This is a genomic window from Mycobacterium sp. 4D054, assembly GCF_052245755.1.
In the GTDB taxonomy this organism is placed as follows: Bacteria; Actinomycetota; Actinomycetes; order Mycobacteriales; family Mycobacteriaceae; genus Mycobacterium.
The window spans coordinates 84,536-102,814 of sequence record NZ_JBQQCF010000010.1 but is presented as its reverse complement, the minus strand read 5'-3'; the positions used below and the strand labels follow the sequence as shown (position 1 = coordinate 102,814).

Genomic DNA, 18,279 nt, shown 5'->3' with positions numbered 1-18,279 from the left:
GCGACAGGTGTCCGCAGGGTCGCATTTCACCGTCGATGCAAGGAGGTCAGCGGCATGGATTCCGGTGGACAACGGAACGACCCGGCCCCACGGTTCGCGATCATCGGCTACGCCGCGCGGTTTCCCGGCGCCTCGGACGCCGACGAGTACTGGGACGTGCTGCGCGAGGGTCGCGACGCGATCTCGGAGGTGCCGGGCGACCGCTGGGACGTCGACGAGTTCTTCGACCCGGACCCCGCTACCCCCGGCAAGGTGGTGACCCGCCGCGCGGGCTTCGTCGACGACGCCACCGGCTTCGACGCGCCGTTCTTCGGCATGTCGACCCGCGAGGTCCGTCTGATGGACCCGCAGCACCGCATGCTGCTGGAGACCGCCTGGCGTGCCGTCGAGCACGCGGGCATCGCGCCGACCTCGCTGGCCGACAGCGACACCGGCGTGTTCGTCGGGCTGGCCACCCACGACTACCTGGGGATGGCCTCCGACGAGCTGACCTATCCCGAGATCGAGGCCTACATGGCCATCGGGACCTCCAACGCGGCCGCTGCGGGCCGGATCAGCTACCGGCTGGGGCTGCAGGGACCCGCCGTCGCCGTCGACACGGCGTGCAGCTCGTCGTTGGTGGCGATTCACCAGGCCTGCCAGACGCTGCGCCTCGGCGAATGCGACCTCGCGCTGGCCGGCGGTGCGAACGTGCTGCTCACCCCGGCCACCATGATCACGTTCTCCAGCGCGCACATGCTCGCCCCCGACGGCCGGTGCAAGACCTTCGACGCGTCCGCCGACGGCTACGTGCGCGGCGAGGGCTGCGGCGTCATCGTGATCAAGCGCCTCGAGGACGCCTTGGCCGACGGTGACCGGATCCGCGCGGTGATCCGCGGCAGCGCGGTGAACCAGGACGGCGCGTCGGGCGGCCTGACCGTGCCCAATGGTGTTGCGCAGCAGCGGGTTATCGCCGACGCGCTTCGACGCGCCGGCGTCGAGCCCGGCGAGGTGGGCTACCTGGAGGCGCACGGCACCGGCACCTCGCTGGGCGACCCGATCGAGGTCCAGGCCGCGGGTGCGGTGCTCGGGAGCGGACGCGAACCGGGACGTCCGCTGCTGATCGGTTCGGCGAAGACCAACATCGGGCACCTGGAGGCCGCGGCGGGCATCGCCGGCGTGCTGAAGGTCGTGCTGGCGCTGGAACACGCGACGCTGCCCAAACACCTGAACTTCCAGACCCCGTCGCCGCACATCCCGTGGGACCGGCTCGCCGTGGAGGTGGTCACCGAGACCATGCCGTGGGAGACCGACGGCAGGCCCCGCATCGCCGGGGTCAGTTCGTTCGGTTTCGCCGGCACCAATGCCCACGTCATCCTCGAAGAGGCGCCGGATCAGACCACCGGACCCGCGCCGGTACCCGAACCGGAGCGGTTCGGGGTGCTGCCGCTGTCGGCGCGCACTCCCGCCGCGTTGCTGGCGCTGGCCGGGCGGTACCGCAGCTGGCTGCAGGACCATCCGGAGGCCACCCTGGCCGACGTGTGTTTCACCGCCGGCGCGGCGCGGGCGCACCTGGAGCACCGGGCCGCCGTGGTGGCCGACTCGCGGGACTCCGCGGTGGATCTGCTCGGCGCGCTGGCCGACGACCGCCCGGCCCCCGGCCTGGTGCGGGGTGAGTCCTACGAGGCGCCGAAGACGGCGTGGCTGTTCACCGGTCAGGGCAGCCAGTATCCGGGCATGGCCCGCGAGCTGTTCGACACCGAGCCGGTGTTCGCCGACACCGTGCGTCAGTGCGCGGATGCCGTCGCCGATGTGCTCGAAAAGCCGCTTCTGGAAGTAATTTTCGCGGCCGACAGCCCGGACGCCGAAGAGGCGCTGCGACAGACGAGTTACGCCCAGCCGGCGCTGTTCGCGGTGGAGATGGGCCTGGCCCGGCTCTGGCAGTCCTGGGGTCTGGAACCGGACGTGGTGCTCGGGCACAGCGTCGGCCAGTACTCGGCCGCCTGCGTCGCCGGGGTGTTCAGCCTCACCGATGGTGCCCTGCTGATGGCCGAACGCGGACGGCTCTTCGGTAGCCTGCCCGCCGGCGGCCGCATGGCCGCGGTGTTCACCGCCGCCGACCGTGTCGAGGCCCTGACCGACGAGTTCCCCAGCCTCTCGGTCGCCGCCTACAACGGCGCCAACACCGTATTGTCCGGTCCTGCCACGGATCTGGAGCAGGCGGTGGCACGCCTGGCCGCCGACGGCGTGCGGTGCGACTGGCTGGACACCAGCCACGCATTCCACTCGGCACTGCTCGACCCGATCCTCGACGAATTCGAGTCCTACGCGCAGCAGTTCACTTTCGCTGCGCCGCAGCGCATTCTGATCGACAACCGCACCGGCGCGGCGCTGGGCCGCAGCGTCCGACTCGACGGCGCCTACTGGCGCAGGCACGCCCGGCAGCCGGTGCAGTTCGCCGCGAGCGTGCGCACGCTGGCAGAGCTGAACTGCAAGACGCTTGTGGAGATCGGACCGCGCCCGGTGTTGACCGCCGCGGCGCTCGGCGCCTGGCCCGACCCGGCCACCAGCCCGCGCGTGATCGCGTCGTTGCGGCGCAACACCGCAGATCACCGCCAGATCACCGAAGCGCTCGCCGACGCCTACGTGATGGGCCACCTGCCCGACTTCGCGGCAATGCGCCGCCCGCACGCGCGCAAACTCGACCTGCCGACCTACCCGTTCGAGCATCGCCAGTACTGGTTCTCCGAGAACCGGGACCGTCCCGAGGCGGCGCGGTTCTCCGCCGCGCGCACCGAGACCGTCCGCCTGCTCGAGGACGGCCACATCGACGAACTCGCGACACTGCTGGGCAGCCCGGCCTCCGACGACCACACCGTCGATGTACTGAACAGGCTTGCCGCACAACATAATCAGCAACGCGCCGGGCAATCCGTGGCCGACGACCGCTACCACATCCGCTGGGACATCGCCGCGGTCGCGTCCTCCCGGGACACCGCCACGTGGATCCTGGTCGGCGAGGAGAACGAGACAGTCCGGCCGCTGCTCGACGCGCTGTCTGCGCGTGGCCACCAGCACAGCTTCGTCGCGCCGCCGATGTCCGACGCGGAGGAGACCAAACTCGTCGACGCATTCCGCGCGGCCGCAACCGAGGATTCGCCGCTGCGGATCCTGCACGTCGCGGCGCTGGACGCCGACACCGCACCGTCGATGCGCTCGCTGCTGCGGATGCAGCACCGCATCCTCGGCGGCACCCGCCGCTTGTTCCGCGCCGCGGCCGCAGCCGAACTACGCACCCCCATCTGGCTGGTGACCCGCGGCGGCCAACGTGTCCTCGACGCCGACTCGGTCGCACCCGATCAGACCGCGCTGTGGGGCTTCGGCCGCGCCGCAGCGCTGGAGCTGCCGCAGTTGTGGGGCGGGCTGGCGGATCTGGGCGAAGGCTCTGCCGAGGAATGGCACCGTCTGCTCGACCAGGTGTCGGCCGTGCCCGACTCCGCGCTCAGGGAAGACCAGGTGGCGCTGCGCGGCCAGGCGCTCTACGTGCCCCGGCTCGTCCGCCGGACCACAGCGCCGGGCGGGCAGCTGCTGCACCTGCGCGGCGACGCCACCTACCTGGTGACCGGCGGCCTGGGCTCGATCGGTCTCGAGATCGCCGGATACCTTGCCACGCACGGCGCCCGGCATCTGGTGCTGACCAGCCGCCGCGCCCCCGGTGAGGAGGCGCAGCGCCGCATCGACGCGCTGAGCGAACAGCACGCCTGCGAGGTGCGCGTGTTCACCGCCGACGTCGCCGACGCGCACGACGTCGCCCGGCTGCTGGGCACGATCGCCGCCGAACTGCCGCCGCTGGCCGGCATCGTGCACGCGGCAGGGGAGGTCGGCACCACTGCGCTGAGCACCCTGGACGACGCCGAGGTGGACCGCGTGTTCGCCGGGAAGGTCTGGGGGGCCTGGCACCTGAGCGAAGCCGCGGCCGATCTGCGCCTGGACTTCTTCCTCAGCACCTCCTCGATCGCGTCGGTGTGGGGCGGCTTCGGCCAGACCGCCTACGGCGCAGCCAACGCGTTCCTCGACGGGCTGGCATGGCGCCTGCGCGAACAGGGCATCACCGGGTTCAGCGTCAACTTCGGCCCGTGGTCGGCGGGCATGGCCGATGCGCAGTCCCGGGCGCGGCTGGACCAGCGCGGCATCCGGACGCTGTCCCCCACCGACGCACTGGCGGGCCTGGCCGATGTCGCGACGTCGGCCGACACCGTGCAGGGAGTCGTGGCGCGCATCGACTGGGCCCGGTTTCTGCCGCTCTACCAGCAGACCGGGCGTCGGGCGTTCCTCGCCGAGCTCGAGCGCGAGGTGCCCGACGCGGTACCGGTACCGACCCCTTCCGGGACCACACCGCTGGTCGAGCGACTCACCAATGCGCCTGTGCAGCAACGCCGCAAGCTGCTCACCGACTATCTGCGCGACGCGGTCGCCGAGATCACCCGTGTCGATGCCGCCGAGATCCGGGAGGAAGCCGGGTTTTTCGACCTGGGCATGGACTCGTTGATGGCGGTCGAACTGCGGCGCCGCATCGAGCAGGGCGTGGGCAAGGACATCCCCGCCACGCTGGCGATGGACCATCCCCGGCTCTCGGACGTGGCCGATTACCTGCTCGGTGAGGTTCTCGGACTCGCCGAGCAGACCAAGGCGGCGCCGCTGCCGGTCACCGCGGTGCCGCGCACCGACGACCCCATCGCGATCGTCGCGGTGTCGTGCAGATTCCCGGGTGCGCCCGACCCGGAGGCGTTCTGGGAGGTGCTGGCCGGCGGGGTCGACGCGATCCGGGAGGTTCCCGAGGACCGGTTCGACATCGACGAGTACTACGACCCCGACCCGGACGCGGCCGGAAAGACCTACACCCGCTTCGGCGGATTCCTGGACGGCATCGACGGATTCGATCCCGAGTTCTTCGGCATCTCCCCGCGCGAGGCGGTCTGGATCGAACCCCAGCAGCGGCTGATGCTCGAAACCGTCTGGGAGGGCCTGGAGCGAGCCGGGTACGCCCCGGCCGCGTTGCGCGGCAGCAGAACCGGCGTATTCGTCGGTGTCGCCGCCAACGAGTACGCGCACCTGTTGTCCGCGGAATCGATCGACAAGATCGAACCCCACTTCATCACCGGCAACGCGCTCAACGCGATCTCGGGCCGCGTCGCGTTCGCGCTGGGTCTGGAAGGCCCCGCGGTGGCCGTCGACACCGCGTGCAGTTCGGCGCTGGTCGCCGTGCACCAGGCCTGCCAGGCGCTGAAGTCCGGTGACTGCGACATGGCACTGGCCGGCGGCGTGAACGTGCTGCTGAGCCCGGTCCCGGTGGTCGCCGCGTCCCGCGCACGGATGCTCTCGCCGGTCGGCCGGTGCAAGACCTTCGACGCGTCGGCCGACGGCTATGTGCGCAGCGAAGGTTGCGGCATCCTGGTCCTCAAGCGGCTCAGCGACGCCGAGCGTGACGGCGACCGGATCTGCGCGGTCATCCCGGCCAGCGCGGTCAACCAGGACGGCGCGTCCAGCGGTCTGACCGTGCCCAACGGCGGTGCGCAGCAACGGCTCATCGCTGCCACGCTGGCTCGGGCCGGGCTGAGCGGCGGCGACGTCGACTATCTGGAGGCGCACGGCACCGGCACCCCGCTGGGAGATCCCATCGAGGTCGCAGCAGCAGCCGCCGCCTACGGCGCCGCCCGCGACGTGGACCGGCCGCTGCTGATGGGATCGGTCAAGAGCAACATCGGGCACACCGAATCCGCTTCCGGCGCAGCGGGTCTGATCAAGGTCGTGTTGTCCCTCCAGCACCAGGTGCTGCCGAAGAGCCTGCACTTCGACAACCCGTCACCGCACATCCCTTGGGACACACTGCCGGTGCGTGTCGTCGCCGAGCCGACACCCTGGGAGACCGACGGACGGCCCCGCCGCGCCGGGGTCAGCTCCTTCGGGTTCACCGGCACCAACGCGCACGTCCTCGTCGAGGAGGCGCCCGCCCGGCCCGCACCCGTCATCGACGACGAGCAGCCGGGCACCACCGAGCAGGCACCGGTTCACGTCCTGCCACTGTCGGCGCGGTCTCCGGAGGCTCTGGTGAGCCTGGCGCAGCGCTACCAGTCCTGGCTCTGCGCCCATCCGGAGGCCAACCTGGCCGACGTGTGCCTGACCGCCGGAACGGGCCGTTCCCACTTCGAGCAGCGCGCCGCGCTGGTGGTGGATTCGGTCGACGCGGCCCGGCAGGGACTGGCCGAGCTGGCCGAGAACCGGCTGCGCCCGGGCGTCGTCCGCGGCGAGCACACCCATCGGCCGGTGACGGCGTGGCTGTTCACCGGCCAGGGTAGCCAGTACCCCGGCATGGCGCGCGAATTGTTCGACACCGAGCCGGTTTTCGCCGAGACGGTGACGGCGTGCGCGGAGGCCGTCGCAGACATCCTGCCGCTGCCGCTGACCGAGGTCGTGTTCGCCACCGACCGGGAGACCGGCGGAAAGGCCGGAGAACGGTTGCGGCACACGTCGTTCGCGCAGCCGGCGCTGTTCGCCGTGGGGATGGGCCTGGCCCGGCTGTGGCAGTCGTGGGGCATCGAACCCGACGTGGTACTGGGACACAGTGTCGGCCAGTACGCCGCCGCGTGCGTGGCCGGCGTGTTCAGCCTCACCGACGGTGCCCGGCTGATGGCCGAACGCGGCCGGATGTTCGGCAGCCTCCCCACCGGCGGCCGGATGGTGGCGGTGTTCACCGACGCCACCCGCGTCGAACAGGCCGCCGGTGGGTTCGCGCGGGTGTCGGTGGCCGCCTACAACGGACCCAACACCGTGCTCTCCGGCCCGGGTGAGGAGCTGGAACAGATCGTCTCCCGGTTCAGCGAGGACGGGATCCGCTGCACCTGGCTGGAGACCAGCCACGCCTTCCACTCCGAGCTGCTGGATCCTGTACTCGACGAATTCGAGGCCTACGCCTCGCGATTGGAATACGCCACGCCGACCATGCCGCTGGTGTGCAACCGCACCGGGACGGTGCTGACGGCCCAGACCCCGCTCGACGCGCAGTACTGGCGCAAGCATTCCCGCCAGCCCGTGCAGTTCGCGGAGAGCGTGCGCACGGTGGCGGCACTGGGCGCCACCGTGCTGATGGAGATCGGACCGCAACCGGTACTCACCGGCGCCGCGGTGCAGGTATGGCCGGAGCACCTGGCCGCGCCGCGGGCGATCGTGTCCCTGCGTAAGGGCATCGATGATCGGCGGCAGATCGCCGACGCGCTCGCCGCGGCCTACGTCGGCGGTCACCGGCCCGATTTCGCTGTGCTGCATCGCCGCCCGTCCCGCCGGCCGGTACTGCCCACCTACCCCTTCCAGCGCCGCCGGTTCTGGCCGAGGACGAGCGGGCTCGCCGTCGACGGCGGGACCGGTGCCGCGGCATCGGGGATCCTGGGCGGAGCCAAAGATCTGGCCTCGGGTGACACCGTCTACACCAGCAGGCTGTCCGTCAGATCGCAGCCATGGCTGTCCGACCACGTCATCTACGGCACCGTCGTGGTTCCCGGCGCGACGTACGCGGCGATGGCGTTGGCCGCCGTCGGCACCCCGGCACGCGCCAGGGACATCTTCTTCTACGAGCCGATCATCCTGCCGGAGAAGACTTCCCGTGAGGTGCAGCTGACCCTGCGCCCGCTGACCGATGCCGGGTCGTGGACGTTCCAAGTGCACAGCCGGCCCTACGGCGTCCGCGACGCCGAGTGGTCGTTGAACGCCGAGGGCACCGTCGCGGCCGGCATGGGCGACGACGAACCGGTCGGGCAGGACTCCGACCCGGTCGACGAGGCCATCGAGCGCCTGGAACGCATGCGCCCCCAGGAGCTGTTCGAAACGTTCGCCGACCTGGAGCTGGCCTGGGGACCGACCTGGTCGGGCTCGCTGAAGTCGCTGTGGCTCGGCGACGGTGAGGCGATCGGCGACATCCTCGTCGGTGAGGAACTCGCCGAACAGTTGGCCACCGAACCGATGCACCCGGTGCTGATGGACCTGTGCACCGGTGTCGCGTTCCCGGCGTTCCCGGCGCTGCTGGCCGCCGAGCAGGGTGTCAGCGACCTGTTCCTGCCGTTGAGGTACGGGCAGGTTGTGCTGCGCGACAAGATGCCGCGCCGGTTCTACTGCCGCGCCCGGTGGCACGCCGCGGCGCTGGACAACGAAACCCAGGTGTTCGACCTCGATTTCGTCGACCGGGACGGTCGCATCCTCGGCGGCATCCGCGAGTTCACCGTCAAGCGCGCCCCGCGGGAGGCGCTGCTGCGCGGCCTCGGCGGTGACGCCACCCGGCTGCTCTACACCCTGGGCTGGCACGAGGTGCCCGCGCCGGCCGATGCCGGCGCACCGGCCGGCACCTGGCTGATCGCCGGATTCGACGAGCTGGCCTCCGCCGTTCCCGGCTGTATCGCGTGGCACCGCGACACCGATACCGAACCGCTGGGCGAGGTGCTGAGCCAGGCACACGCGAAGGGTGTGCCGTTCTCCGGTGTCGTGTGGCGCAGCAGCGCGGCGAGCGCCGGTGAGTCCAGTGCCGACGTTCAGGCGCGGATCGAGGCCGAGATCGGTCACCTGCTCAGCGCGGTGCACACGCTGCAACGCGGCGCACAGGACGGCGGCGTGAAGCTGCCCGGCGGGCTGTGGGTCGTCACCGAGCGGGCCGTGGCCTGTGAATCCGGTGAGCCGGTCGACCCCGTGCAGGCCGCACTATGGGGCTTCGGACGCACCACGGCCAACGAGGAACCCGGCCTGCGGTGGCGGCTGGTCGACTGCGACGGTTCACCGGAAGCGGTGCGCGCGCTGGCCGGCCTGCTGGCAGCACCGGTCGACGAGCCGGAACTCGCAGTGCGCCAAGGGAAGTTGCTGGCGTCCCGGCTGTTGCCGTGGTCGCGCAGCGGCCACCTCACGGTGCCACGCTCCGCGGACTTCGTGCTGGCTCCGACCGAGCGCGGCGCGATCGACAACCTGCGGCTCACCGAGACCGAAGTTCCGCCGCCTGCCGAAGGTTACGTGCAGGTGCGCGTCGAGGCCGCGGGGTTGAACTTCCGCGACGTGCTCAACGTGCTGGGGCTGTACCCGGGCGACCCGGGACCGATCGGCGGCGACTTCGCCGGTACGGTGACCCAACTCGGCAGCGGCGTCACCGGACTCGACGTGGGCCAGCGGGTCTACGGGTTCATGCAGGGCGCGTTCTCCAGCCGCTTCAACGTCCCGGCGCAACTGCTGGCGCCGATCCCCGACGGGGTCGGCGCGGTGGAGGCGGCCACCATCCCCGCCGCAGCGTTGACCACCCGGCTGGCGTTCGACTGGGCGCAGCTGAAACCGGGTGACCGGGTGCTCATCCACGCCGCCAGCGGCGGGGTCGGACTGGCCGCCATCCAGATGGCCCAGCAGCACGGCGCGACCGTGTTCGCCACCGCCAGCACCTACAAGCGGGCGACGCTGCACAGGATGGGTGTGCAGTACGTCTACGATTCGCGCAGCACCGATTTCGCCGACCAGATCCTGGACGACACCGACGGCGCCGGCGTGGATGTGGTGCTCAACAGCCTGACCAACGAAGGGTTCATCGAGGCCACGGTGCGGGCCACCGCGCGCAACGGTCGCTTCGCCGAGATCGCCAAACGCGACATCTGGACACCCGAGCAGATGGCTGCCGCCCGGCCCGACATCTCCTACGAGATCGTCGCACTCGACGTCACCACGCTGCAGGATCCGGAACGCATCCGCACGCTGCTGACCGAGGTGTCCGACGGCCTGGAGCGGGGCGAGTGGCGGCCGCTGCCCGCCGAGGTCTACCCGTTGACCGAGGCCCGGGCCGCGTTCCGCCGTATGCAGCAGGCCCGCCACATCGGCAAGATCGTGTGCCAGATTCCCGCGCCGCTGCAGCCGCGGGCCGACCGCAGCTACCTGATCACCGGCGGTCTCGGCGCGATCGGTCTGCACACCGCGGCGCATCTGGCCCACCTGGGAGCCGGCGACCTCGTTCTCACGTCCCGGCGTGCACCCGACACCCACGCACAGCAGGTGATCGACGAGATCGTCGACCGCCACAAGTGCCGCGTACACGTGTTCACCGCCGACGTCGGGGACGAACACGAGGTGGCGACGCTGCTGAAGAGGATCCGCGCCGAACTGCCGCCGTTGGCGGGCGTGGCACATCTGGCCGGTGTGCTCGATGATGCGCTGCTCGCTGCGCAGGATCTGGACCGCTTCCGGAAGACGCTGGCGCCCAAAGCTTTCGGCGCTGATCACCTGGACCGCCTGACGCGGGAGGACGACCTGGACTTCTTCATCGTGTCGTCGTCGGTGTCCAGCGTGTTCGGGTCCCCCGGCCAGGCCAACTACGCGACGGCCAACGCGTTCCTCGACGGCCTCGTCGCGCAGCGGCGCGCGCACGGCCTGCCGGCCACCGGCGTGAACTTCGGCCCCTGGGCGCAGGGGGGCATGGCGTCCTCCGACGCGGCGACGGCGAACATCACCGCTCAAGGTTTGATCCCGTTGGAGCCGTCGGCGGCGCTGAGCGCGCTGGCCGAAGTCGTCGCCAACGGAACCGGTCAGGCCGCGGTGCTCAAGGCCAACTGGCAGCGCGCGGCGAAGGTGCTCGGCAGTTCCCGGCCCCCGATCCTCGACCTGGTACTGCCCCGCCCGGAGGGCGAGGTGACCGGGGACAGCGAGTTGCTGCGGCAGCTGCAGGAGATCCCGGTGCCGCAGCGCGCCGGTTTCGTGACCGAGTTCCTGCAGCGCGAGGTGCAGAACTTCCTGCGGTTGGCGCAGCCACCCGCGGCGTCCAGCCGGTTCCTGGACCTCGGCACGGACTCGTTGATGGCCATCGAGCTGCGCAACCGGTTGCACAGTCAGTTCGGCGGCGCGTTCACGATCAACGCGACCGCGGTGTTCGACTACCCGACCATCGGCGGGTTGGCCGAGTATCTGGTGGGCCAGCTGCCGGACGCGGAGACGGAGCCGGGGCCGACCACGCCGACCCCGGAGCAGGACTGAGACACCGCATCGCCACGGTGCGCACCTGGCCTGGTCGGGTTCGCACTGTGCCGTGAATTGCGCTGTGTGGCAGTTGAATTGACCGAAGGAGCGGGCATGACGAAATCAGTGTTCATCACCGGAGCGGCGACCGGGATCGGGCGTGCGACAGCGCTGCTTCTGGCCCAGCGCGGGTACCTCGTCGGCGGCTACGACATCGACGAGGACGGCGTAGGGCTACTCGCCGCGGACATCTCCGCGGTCGGCGGCAGGTCGGTGGTCGGGCACCTCGACGTCACCGACGCCGACGAGGTGGCGCAGCGGCTGGCCGAGTTCGTCGACGCCGCGGGAGGCCGGCTCGACGTGCTGATCAACAACGCGGGCCTGCTCAACGCCGGTCGTTTCGAGGAGATCCCGCTGCCGGTGCACCACCGTGAGATCGAGGTGAACGTCAAGGGCGTGGTCAACGGATTGCACGCCGCGTTCCCGTACCTGAAGAGCACCCGCCACGCGGTCGTGGTGAACCTGGCGTCCGCGTCGGCGATCTACGGCCAGGCCGAGCTGGCCAACTACAGCGCCACGAAGTTCTTCGTCCGCGCCATCACCGAGGCACTCAACCTCGAATGGGGACGCCATGGGATCCGCGTGATCGACATGTGGCCGCTGTACGTGAACACCGCGATGACCAAGGACGTCACGACCGGCACCACCCAGTCGCTCGGCATCCGGCTGACCGCGCAGGACATCGCGACCGACATCGTCGCCGCCGTCGAGGCCACCTGGCCTCGCCGGCTCGTCGCGCAGGTGCACTTCCCAGTGGGTGTACAGGCCAAGGCCCTGGCGCTGGGGGCGCGGTTCTCCCCGGCCTGGCTCACCCGGCTGGTGAACAAGGGACTGGCGGGAGGCTAACTCCAGCGGGTGGCTTCCACGTCCGGCGGCAGCGGCGGGTGCAGTGGCACGTCCAGACCGTCGTAGACGCCGGGCTTCTGGCCGGACAACCAGCTGATCGCCCCGAGCAGCCGGTTGGCCGCGGTGGCGTTGCCGCCGTCGGCGCGGGTGCCGCCGGGCACATCGGCGCGCGTCACGATGGTCAGTTGCGGGTCTCCGTCGACGATGACGCGATGATCACCCACTCCTTGATCGGGTTGCGGCCAGTGCGGCGCGCACGCCGGATCGATGCGGGTGATGTGCTCGACGACGACACGCTGTCTGCCGCCGGCCCAGCCGATCACGCGGAGAAAGAACGCCCCCTGGGTGCCCTTCTCGAAGTGACCCATGACGTTGTGGACCGACTCCTCCAGCGGTAGCCGCTCGACCTCCTCGGTGATCTCGTCGATCTCCAGGCCCAGCCCGCGTCCGATCAGCCGGATGTTGCCGCCCCACACCATCGTCGGGATGCCCGGCAGCAGCATCATCGGGGTCTCGTCCATCGACCCGCCGAAACCGCAGGACACCCGCACCGCGTAGGGCTGGTCGTAGGTCGAGTAGTCGAAGATCTCCTGGCAGGTGATGGTGTTGATCCCGGTGCACAGCCCGGCCGCGGTGACCGCGAGCGCGTCGTTGGCCCAGCCCGGGTCGACGCCGCTGACCAGCAGGGCGGCGCCGCCGTCGGCCGCGGCCGCGGTGAGCCGCTCCAGCCACTCCGGCGGTGCGGAGCGGGGGTCGTAGAGCGAATACAGCGACGGGGTGACGACGTGGGCGCCGGCACGCAGACACCGTTCGATGTCGGCGAGGGCCTCCTCGGGCCGGATGTCGCCGGAGGCCATGTAGGCAACCGCGTCGGAGCCGTCGAGCACCGCGTCCACGTCGGTGGTCGCCGCGATGCCCGTCGGCGCGCCGAGCCCGGCGAGAGTCGCCGCGTCCGTCCCGGCCTTCGCTTCGGACGAGGTGATCACCCCGGCCAGCCGCAGGCCCGGAAACCGGGTCAGCGACCGGATGGCGGTGGTCCCCATATTGCCCGTTCCCCATACCGCAACCGCCGTTGTCGCGCCCATCGTGACACCCTATCCGGGCTAAACGTGAGTATCATCACAGACCGCTGAAACGCCTGTTCACGACGGGTTTCGCGGCGAAATTCCCAGCCCGGCCAACCGCCTGGTTGGTGAACAGGCCGAAATTGCCCACACTCGTCTTGCGTTCAAGTTACCGGGCGGTATAGTCGAGCACAGTTACTGGTGGGTAACTTTGCCGACAAGTACCCAACCGCAGGTGGCGTTCTCAACGAGGAGGAACCCGTGAGCCATTACAAGAGCAATGTTCGTGACCAGGTATTCAACCTGTTCGAGGTCCTCGGCGTCGACAAGGCGCTGGGTCAGGGCAGCTACTCCGAGCTGGACGTCGACACCGCGGTAGAGATGCTGGGCGAGATGGCCCGTCTCGCCGAAGGTCCGATCGCCGCGTCCTTCGAGGACGGCGACCGCAACCCGCCGGTGTTCGACCCGAAGACGCACACCGTGACCCTTCCGGAGTCGTTCAAGAAGTCCGTCCGCGCGCTCGTCGAGGGCGGCTGGGACAAGATCAGCGTCAGCGAGGAGCTCGGCGGCATGCCGATGCCCCGCGCGCTGTCTTGGGCCTTGCAGGAGCACATCCTCGGCGCCAATCCCGCGGTGTACATGTACGCGATGGGCGCCGGATTCGCCGACATCTTCTACCACCTCGGCACCGAGGAGCAGAAGAAGTGGGCCAAGCTCGCCGCCGACCGCGGCTGGGGCTCCACCATGGTGCTCACCGAGCCGGACGCCGGCTCCGACGTCGGCGCCGGACGCACCAAGGCCGTCCAGCAGCCCGACGGCACCTGGCACATCGACGGCGTGAAGCGCTTCATCACTTCGGCCGACTCCGATGACCTGTTCGAGAACATCATGCATCTGGTGCTGGCCCGCCCCGAGGGCGCAGGCCCGGGCACCAAGGGTCTGTCGCTGTTCTTCGTGCCGAAGTTCCACTTCGATCCCGAGACCGGCGAGCCCGGCGAACGCAACGGCGTGTTCGTCACCAACGTCGAGCACAAGATGGGCCTGAAGGTCTCCGCGACGTGCGAGCTCTCCCTCGGTCAGCACGGCGTCCCGGCCGTGGGCTGGCTGGTCGGTGAGGTCCACGAGGGCATCGCGCAGATGTTCGACGTGATCGAGCAGGCCCGAATGATGGTGGGCACCAAGGCGATCGCGACGCTGTCGACCGGTTACCTGAATGCGCTGGAGTACGCCAAGGAGCGCGTCCAGGGCGCCGACCTCACCCAGATGACCGACAAGACCGCTCCGCGCGTGACCATCACGCATCACCCGGACGTCCGTCGCTCGCTGATGACCCAGAAGGCTTACGCCGAGGGCCTGCGCGCGCTGTACCTGTTCACCGCGACCCACCAGGACGCGGAGGTCGCCAAGACGCTGCACGGCATCGAGCCGGAGGTGGCGGTCAAGGTCAACGACCTGCTGCTGCCGATCGTCAAGGGCGTGGGCTCCGAGCAGGCGTACGCCAAGCTCACCGAGAGCCTGCAGACCCTGGGTGGTTCGGGCTTCCTGCAGGACTACCCGATCGAGCAGTACATCCGTGACGCCAAGATCGACTCGCTGTACGAGGGCACCACGGCCATCCAGGCGCAGGACTTCTTCTTCCGCAAGATCGTCCGCGACAAGGGTGTGGCCCTGGGCCACGTGGCCGGCCAGATCGAGCAGTTCGTCAAGGCCGAGACCGGCAACGGCCGGCTGAAGGCCGAGCGCGCGCTGCTGGCCACCGCGCTGGAGGACGTCCAGGGCATGGCCGCGTCGCTGACCGGCTACCTGATGGCCTCGCAGGAGGATCCCAAGAGCATCTACAAGGTGGGCCTGGGCTCTGTGCGCTTCCTGATGAGCGTCGGCGATCTGGTGATCGGCTGGCTGCTGCAGCAGCAGGCCGCGGTGGCCATCGAGAAGCTTGACGGTGGGGCGACCGGCGACGACCGCGCGTTCTACGAGGGCAAGGTCGCGGTGGCGTCGTTCTTCGCGAAGAACTTCCTGCCGTTGCTCACCAGCACCCGGTCCGTCATCGAGAACCTCGACAACGAGGTCATGGAACTGGACGAGGCCGCCTTCTAGACCCTTCCGCAGCCTCGGACCCAGGACGCCCCCGGATTCTTGCCGGGGGCGTCTTGCGCTGGCGGGGGTCTGGCCTCGGGGCGTCTGCGCTCTCGGGAGCATGTCCCACGCGCATCACATCCACGAATTTCAGCAAAAGTTCGAGAGGACCCCTGCAAAAGGTGGACTTCTGAGGCGGGTGTGCCTCGGGGCAGCTGAACCGCGGTATGCGCAGCTATTTCTTGACGCGTCGGCTTCTGGACATGTCCACCAGTCCGGCGGCCAGGAAACCGACGGCGACGACAGCCAGCGCGTTTCGGGACCAGCCGAGCCGGCCAGCGGCGAGCACCGCGAAGAAGGCCGCCCCGGCGACCATCGCCGCACCCCGGTACAGCCGCGTCCGGTGGCGACGCTTCGCCGGATTGGCTTCACGCGGGACGACGGCTGCGTACACAAGTAGCCCGAGAAACGCCACGAAGGTGAGAAGTTGCAGCAGGCTCAGGGCTGTCATGGCCTACTTTGTACCCTGCCCCGGACACAAGGGCGGGTTCGGGAGGACACTTGGGTGCGTCTCTACATATCTCGCGCGGCCGACTCACATCCCTTTGCCGGCTCTTTGGATTTAGTCACTCCCGAACCCGTCGTGCGAACGATGCTACGCCGCGCGGGGGCGGTGCAAAAGGGGTAGTCCCGGGCTTTTCCCGAGAATTTTCACCCCGCCGAATCCACCTCGCGCAGTAGGGCTCTCGTGCGGGTGCGACCCTCGTCGGAGCTGTCGAACGCCGCGCCGACGAACTCGTCGACGCCGGCGTCGCGCAGCTCGGCGATGCGGTCGCGCACCGTCGCCTCGTCACCGATGATCGCAGCGTCCTCCGGACCCGCGTAACCCTCGCGGTCGAGCATCGCGCGGTACGACGGCAGCGTCCCGTACACGGCGAACTGTTCGGCGGCCTGCTTGCGCACCCCGTCGACGTCGTCGGTGACGGCCACCGGAAGCGACGCCACCACGCGCACCGCGTCAGCCGGACGGCCCGCGTCGGCGGCGGCCTGCCGCAATGTCGGGCTGATGTGCTCGCGCAGCGTCTTCGGGCCGGTCATCCATGTGCACGTGCCCGAGGTGCGCCGGCCGGCCAGGCGCAGCATCTGCGGGCCGAGCGCGGCGATGTAGACGTCGGGGGGCGGCGCCCCCGGGATGACGAGCGCCCCGCGCGTCGTGACGGTCTCTCCGGCGGCGTCCGCGGGTTCTCCGGCCAGCAGCGGCAACAGTCCGTCGAGGTACTCATTGAGCCTGCGGACCGGCTTGTCCCACGGAATGCCCCACATGCCCTCGGTGACGGCGGCATGCGTCATGCCCAGGCCCAGGATGAAACGGCCGCCCGACGCCAGGCTGACCGTCAGCGCGCGCTGCGCCAGCTGCATCGGATGCTGGTTCTGGATCGGTACCACGCCGCTGGCGGCCTCGATCGTGTCGACCTCGTGCAGCGCGACCGCGAGGATGGTCAAGAGATCGGGTTCGTACGGGAGCTGGCTCATCCAGACCCGGGCGAAACCCTCGTCGCGCAACTGGGCGAGGTAGGCGATCGTCGCGTCGATCGGATTACCGCCGAGGCCGCTGATCTGTCCGAACATGCTGATCTGCATGGCTGAAATCTACGCCGAAAAGTTGAGAGCCCCGTGTTGCCGTCGGGTCGGGGGGTCAGACGGCAACACGGAGCTATCCCCTGTATCGGCGCCTCCATCGCAGGCGTTACAGCGATCCGGAAAACTTTCCGATCAGGCCTCCAGGATGGCCGTCACACCCTGTCCACCTGCGGCGCAGACCGAGATCAGACCGCGCACGGGCTTGCCGCTTTCGGCCTTCTTCTCCGCCAGCTGCTTGGCCAGCTGGGCGACGATCCGCCCGCCGGTCGCGGCGAAGGGGTGACCGGCGGCCAGCGACGAACCGTTGACGTTCAGCTTGGACCGGTCGATCGCCCCGAGGGCGCCGTCCAGACCGAGCCGCTCCTTGCAGTACTCGTCGGACTCCCACGCCGCCAGGGTCGCCAGCACCACCGAGGCGAACGCCTCGTGGATCTCGTAGAAATCGAAGTCCTGCAGCGTCAGGCCGTTGCGGGCCAACAGCCGAGGCACCGCGTACGTGGGCGCCATCAGCAGGCCGTCGCGACCGTTGACGTAGTCGACCGCCGCGGTCTCGGCATCGACGAAATACGCCAGCACCGGGATCGAGTGCTGCGCGGCCCACTCCTCCGACGCCAGCAGCGCCACCGACGCGCCGTCGGTGAGCGGAGTGGAGTTGCCCGCGGTCATCGTCGCGTCGCCGTTGCGCACGCCGAAGACCGGCTTGAGCTTGGCCAGCTTCTCAGTCGACGAATCGGGTCGCAGGTTGTTGTCGCGGTAGAGCCCGAGGAACGGGCTGACCAGATCGTCGAAGAAACCGCGATCGTAGGCGGCGGCCATGTTGCGGTGGCTGGCGACGGCCAACTCGTCCTGGTCGACCCGTTTGACGCCCATCTCCTTGGCGGTGACGGCGGCGTGCTCGCCCATCGACATGCCGGTGCGCGGCTCGCTGTTGACCGGGATCTCGACGCCCAGCGACGCGGGCAGCTTGCCGACGAGCTTGAGGCGGTCGACGTTCGATGTGGCGCGGCGCAGTCCGAGCAGCACCTTGCGCAGGTCGTCACCGAACGCGATCGGCGCATCCGAGGCGGTGTCCACCCCGCCTGCCGCGGCGACCTCGTAGCGGCCCCGGGCGATGCCGTCAGCCGCGGCGATCGCGGCCTGCAGACCCGTCCCACAGGCCTGCTGCAGGTCGAACGCGGGCGTGTACGACGACAGCGAACTGCCGAGCACGCACTCGCGCATCAGGTTGAAGTCGCGGCTGTGCTTGAGCACCGCGCCGCCGATCACCGCGTCGAGCCTCTCGCCCTTGAGATTGAAGCGCTCGGCCAGGCCGTCGAGCACCGCGGTGAACATGTCCTGGTTGGACGCTTTCGCGTAGGCGCCGTCGGACCGCGCGAACGGGATCCGGTTTCCGCCGAGCACGGCCACCCGGCGAGCGGCCCTGGTCCCGGCGATTTCTGATGTCCCAGCGTTGTCTGAGTTCTCAGCCACATTGCCTCCCTGCTGATGGGGTGTCGAGGGTCATACTACCCACTGTTCTTACTCTGGAGTAAGTTCGTGAGGGATATGACAGTGCTGGGTAACCCCTTCACCGTCGACAACTGATGTACCCGGA

The 18,279-nt window shown here is 69.7% G+C and carries 7 protein-coding genes; 3 read left to right on the top strand and 4 right to left on the bottom strand.

What is annotated here, in order from left to right; genetic code table 11:
• The first annotated feature begins 54 nt into the window (after positions 1–54).
• Both ACTWP6_RS10180 and ACTWP6_RS10175 read left to right on the top strand, forming a co-directional pair.
• A complete protein-coding gene (locus tag ACTWP6_RS10180; RefSeq protein ID WP_443187551.1) occupies positions 55–11,016 on the top strand; it encodes a type I polyketide synthase in 10,962 nt (3,653 codons plus the stop codon).
• 96 nt (positions 11,017–11,112) lie between these two features.
• On the top strand, positions 11,113–11,904 hold the full coding sequence (locus ACTWP6_RS10175) for an SDR family oxidoreductase (RefSeq protein ID WP_443187550.1): 792 nt from the start codon (positions 11,113–11,115) through the stop codon (positions 11,902–11,904).
• On the opposite strand, the gene ACTWP6_RS10170 is transcribed toward ACTWP6_RS10175, so the two are convergent.
• Entirely contained in the window at positions 11,901–12,989 is a 1,089-nt protein-coding gene (locus ACTWP6_RS10170) for an NAD(P)H-dependent amine dehydrogenase family protein (protein ID WP_443187549.1), read from the bottom strand. The genes ACTWP6_RS10175 and ACTWP6_RS10170 overlap by 4 nt on opposite strands.
• A 240-nt stretch (positions 12,990–13,229) precedes the next feature.
• On the opposite strand from ACTWP6_RS10170, the gene ACTWP6_RS10165 reads away from it, so the two are divergent.
• The gene (locus ACTWP6_RS10165; RefSeq protein ID WP_443187548.1) at positions 13,230–15,065 is read left to right on the top strand and encodes an acyl-CoA dehydrogenase; all 1,836 of its coding nucleotides are present in this window, start codon (positions 13,230–13,232) and stop codon (positions 15,063–15,065) included.
• Between the two features lie 214 nt (positions 15,066–15,279).
• Here the strand turns inward: ACTWP6_RS10165 and ACTWP6_RS10160 are convergent, their stop codons facing one another.
• From ACTWP6_RS10160 to ACTWP6_RS10150, 3 genes are all read right to left on the bottom strand, one after another.
• Positions 15,280–15,555: a hypothetical protein gene (locus tag ACTWP6_RS10160; protein WP_443187547.1), complete on the bottom strand. Its 276-nt coding sequence runs from the start codon at positions 15,553–15,555 to the stop codon at positions 15,280–15,282.
• 200 nt (positions 15,556–15,755) lie between these two features.
• Complete coding sequence (locus ACTWP6_RS10155) at positions 15,756–16,685, bottom strand: TIGR03564 family F420-dependent LLM class oxidoreductase (protein ID WP_443187546.1); 930 nt, start codon at positions 16,683–16,685, stop codon at positions 15,756–15,758.
• A 132-nt stretch (positions 16,686–16,817) separates the two neighbouring features.
• Complete coding sequence (locus ACTWP6_RS10150; RefSeq protein ID WP_260757893.1) at positions 16,818–18,119, bottom strand: acetyl-CoA C-acetyltransferase; 1,302 nt, start codon at positions 18,117–18,119, stop codon at positions 16,818–16,820.
• Positions 18,120–18,279: the final 160 nt, after the last annotated feature.

What these genes read in the sequence shown, in the direction of transcription:
- ACTWP6_RS10180 (WP_443187551.1), top strand. Translation starts at nt 55, where the DNA reads ATGGATTCCGGTGGACAACGGAACGACCCGGCCCCACGGTTCGCGATC.
- ACTWP6_RS10175 (WP_443187550.1), top strand. Translation starts at nt 11,113, where the DNA reads ATGACGAAATCAGTGTTCATCACCGGAGCGGCGACCGGGATCGGGCGT.
- ACTWP6_RS10170 (WP_443187549.1), bottom strand. Translation starts at nt 12,989, where the DNA reads ATGGGCGCGACAACGGCGGTTGCGGTATGGGGAACGGGCAATATGGGG.
- ACTWP6_RS10160 (WP_443187547.1), bottom strand. Translation starts at nt 15,555, where the DNA reads ATGACAGCCCTGAGCCTGCTGCAACTTCTCACCTTCGTGGCGTTTCTC.
- ACTWP6_RS10155 (WP_443187546.1), bottom strand. Translation starts at nt 16,685, where the DNA reads ATGCAGATCAGCATGTTCGGACAGATCAGCGGCCTCGGCGGTAATCCG.